The 3,627-nt window shown below is 64.4% G+C and carries 3 protein-coding genes; all 3 read right to left on the bottom strand.

The annotated features are described in order from the left end of the window. Positions 1-161 precede the first annotated feature (161 nt). Genes ACK1U9_RS15895 through trhO form a run of 3 tightly spaced genes read right to left on the bottom strand, consistent with a single transcriptional unit; the run spans position 162 to position 3,555 of the window. Complete coding sequence (locus tag ACK1U9_RS15895; RefSeq protein WP_046615549.1) at positions 162-1,994, bottom strand: ABC transporter ATP-binding protein; 1,833 nt, start codon at positions 1,992-1,994, stop codon at positions 162-164. Further along, on the bottom strand, positions 1,987-2,619 hold the full coding sequence (locus ACK1U9_RS15890; RefSeq protein ID WP_085601022.1) for a DsbA family protein: 633 nt from the start codon (positions 2,617-2,619) through the stop codon (positions 1,987-1,989). Before ACK1U9_RS15890 ends, ACK1U9_RS15895 begins: the two co-directional genes overlap by 8 nt. Positions 2,620-2,622: 3 nt before the next feature. Further along, positions 2,623-3,555 (bottom strand): oxygen-dependent tRNA uridine(34) hydroxylase TrhO, encoded by a 933-nt coding sequence (gene trhO, locus ACK1U9_RS15885; RefSeq protein WP_108480527.1) that lies wholly within the window; start codon positions 3,553-3,555, stop codon positions 2,623-2,625. Between the last annotated feature and the right edge of the window lie 72 nt (positions 3,556-3,627).

The following is a 3,627-nucleotide window of genomic DNA, read 5'->3' as shown; positions in this document are numbered from 1 at the left end:
AAACTCAATGGCCTGAGCCCTGTCAGCTACAGGACTCAGGCTACTGGCTAAAACTGTCCAACTTTTCGGGGGCAGTCCAGGTACCCCACAATGCTCAGGCCTGTGGTAATCCTGTGGGAGCTGGCTTGCCGGCGATAAGGCCCCCACAGGCTGCCACAAATTCAGCTCTGCTGCAGGTGCCCGTACAGCTTGGCATACAACCCACCCTCGGCAATCAGCTGCTGGTGGTCACCATCCTCGGCCACATGCCCGCCATCGAACACCAGCACCCGGTCGGCCTGTTTCACCGCCGACAGGCGGTGGGCGATGATCAGTGTGGTGCGGCCGCTGAGGAAGCGCGCCAGGGCCTGGTGCAGGTTGTATTCGGTGGCAGCATCCAGGGCCGAGGTGGCCTCGTCGAGGATCACCACCTTGGGTTCGGCCAGCACCATGCGGGCAATGGCCAGGCGCTGCCGCTGGCCACCGGACAAGCGCACGCCGGAGCGCCCCACCACACTGTCCAGGCCCTGCGGCAGGGCGGCGATGGTCGCATCAAGCTGGGCAATGCGCAGCGCCTGCCAGCAGGCCTCGTCGCTGCAGTCACGGCCCATGGTCAGGTTGGCGCGCACGGTGTCGTTGAACAACGACGGGTGCTGCAACACTACCGCGACGTTTTCACGCAGGGTTTCCAGGCCGATTTCCTGCAGGCTGGCACCGCCAAAGCGGATGGTGCCGGCCTGGGCGCTATAAAGGCCCAGAAGCAGCTGCACCAGGGTGCTCTTGCCACCACCGCTGGCGCCGACGATCGCCACCTTCTCGCCCGGGGCGATGGACAGGTCGAGGTGCTCGAGCACCGGCTCTTCGGCATAGGCAAAGCGCAGGTCGCGCACTTCGATGCCCACCGTCTCGCGGCCGGCGAACGGATCGCTGGCAGCCGGGTACTGCGGCTCGTCGTCGCGTGCCAGCAGTTCGTTGAGGCGGCTCAGCGCACCACCGGCGGCGTAATAGGCATATTGCAGGTTGAGCAGCTGCTCCACCGGGCCGATCATGAACCACAGGTAGCTGAACACCGCCAGCATCTGGCCGATCGACAGGTCGGAGAACAGCACGGTAAGCATGGCCGCGGCGCGGAAGATATCGATGCCGAACTGGAACAGCAGGCCACTGGCGCGGCCGCTGGCGTCGCTCTTCCATTGCGAATCCACTGCGTAGTCACGCACTTCGCGGGCGCGCAGGCCAAGGCGACCGAGGAAATAGCCCTGGCGGTTGCCGGCGCGGATCTCCTGAATGGCGTCGAGGGTTTCCGCCAGCGCCTGGGTAAAGCGTGCGGTGCTGTCGTTCTCGAGCTTTTTCAGGTGTTTGACGCGCTTGCCCAACTGCACCGTGAAGTAGATAACCAGCGGGTTGAACAGCAATATCAGCAAGGCCAGCTGCCAGTGCATCCAGATCAGGATGGCCGCCGTGCCGGTCAGGGTCAGCATGGCCACCAGGAAGCGGCTCAGGGTTTCGCCGACAAACTTGTCGAGGGTGTCCAGGTCGGTGACCAGGTGGGTGGTCACCGTACCGCTGCCCAGGCTTTCGTATTCCTTCAGCGAGATGCGCTTGAGCCGCTCGATCAGGCGAATGCGCAGGCGGTAGACGATGTCCTTGGCCAGGCCGGCGAACAGCTTGGCCTGGAGCACGTTGAATGCCAGGGCGGCCAGGCGCAGGCACAGGGTCAGCAGCAACATCAGGCCGATGTAACCTGCCGCCACCTGCCAGTTGGACGGCAGCAGGTGGTTCATCCACTTCAGCGCGGCATCGCCATGGCCCAGCAGCACTTCGTCCACCAGCAGCGGCAGCAGCAGCGGGATAGGCACGCTGCAGCAGGCCGCCAATACGGCGATGAGGTTGGCGGACCAGAGGTTTTTCTTGTGATGCAGGGCCAGGCGGCGGATTTCCGCCCAGCTCAGTCGATCGGCCGCAGTGTGAGGCTTGCCCGGCACCGGGTCGGGTGACCCAGGCACATCAAGCACAGGCGGCCTGCTGCAGCCAGCGGCCGAGCAAGGGTTGCAGGCGCTCCAGCGGCTGGTAGCCGTTGGTCAGCAGGGCCAGCTGGCCATTACGTTCGGCAAGCAAGGTCGGGAAACCGGCGATGCCCAGGTCCTGGGCCCAGCTGAAATCGGCTGCAGTGGCGGCGCGGGTGTCGGCACGGGCGAAGGCCTCGGCGAACACGGGGCGGTCGAAGCCCGCCTGTTCGGCCAGGTCGACCAGATGCGGTGCAACGGTCACGTCCACGCCCTGCTCGTAGAACGAACGCTGGATCAGCGCCAGCAGCGGCCAGACGCGCTCGGCGTCCAGTTCGCGGGCGCTGACCAGGGCACGGCAGGCCGGCTCGGTGTCGTAGACGAAGCCGTCGGGCATGGCCCCCTCGAAGCGGAACGGCTGGCCGGTGGCATCGGCCACCGCCTGCCAGTGCTCGAGGATGTACTTGCGGGTAGAGCTGTCCAGGGCACTGCCGCCGGTACGCAGCCCGCCCGGCACCAGGTGGGTGGGCACACCTGCATCACGCGCCTGGGCGATCAGGGCCGCTGCCACGGGTGCAAAACCCCAGCACCAGGAGCACATCGGGTCCATCACATAAATCAGGCGTGCAGACATGCATCAAGCCTCGGCTTTGTAGTTGTAACCGATCGGGTGCGGCAGGTTGCGGGCCTTGGCCAGCTCGATCTGCTTCTGCCGGTCGATGGCGCTACGCCGGGTCTTTTCGCTCAGGGTGTCCCAGCAATGCGGGCAGCTGACACCTGGCGAATAGTGCTCGGACGCGCGCTCCTCTGCATTGATCGGGTGGCGGCAGGCGTGGCACTGGTCGTACTCGCCTTCGCTCAGGTCATGACGCACCGTGACTCGGTTGTCGAAGACGAAGCAGTCGCCGTCCCACAGGCTTTCTTCCTGAGGCACTTCCTCGAAGTATTTCAGGATGCCGCCCTTAAGATGATAGACCGCCTCGAAGCCTTCACCGAGCATGTAGCTGGAGGCTTTTTCGCAACGGATACCGCCGGTGCAGAACATGGCAACCTTCTTGTGCTTGCTGGGGTCGAAGTTGGCCTTGATGTAATCGGGGAACTCGCGGAAGGTTTCGGTCTTCGGGTCGATGGCGCCCTTGAAGGTACCGATGGCCACTTCGTAGTCGTTGCGGGTGTCGATCAGCAGCACTTCCGGGTCGCTGATCAGCGCGTTCCAGTCCTTGGGCTCGACGTAGGTGCCGACTGCCTTGTTCGGGTCCACGCCCGGTACACCGAGGGTGACGATCTCTTTCTTGAGCTTGACCTTGGTGCGATAGAACGGCTGTTCGTCGCAGTACGATTCCTTGTGGTCGACATCGGCCAGACGCGGGTCTTTGCGCAGCCAGGCCAGCAGGCCGTCGATGCCTTCGCGGGTGGCCGACACGGTGCCGTTGATGCCCTCGTGAGCCAGCAGCAGGGTGCCCTTGACGTTGTTGTCGAGCATGGTCTGGAGCAGCGGCTCGCGCAGCTCGACGTAGTCTTCCAGGGTGACGAACTTGTACAGCGCCGCGACGACGATGGTTTGGGACATGAAGCAGAATCTCCAGGTGGTTGCCCTCGTAAGGGGCGGACCGGGTTACACAAGAAACAGGGGGCCGCTGCG

Source organism: Pseudomonas sp. XP1 (assembly GCF_053557675.1).
Note: the sequence above shows the minus strand (reverse complement) of the source record. Positions and strands in the feature narration are given on the sequence as shown.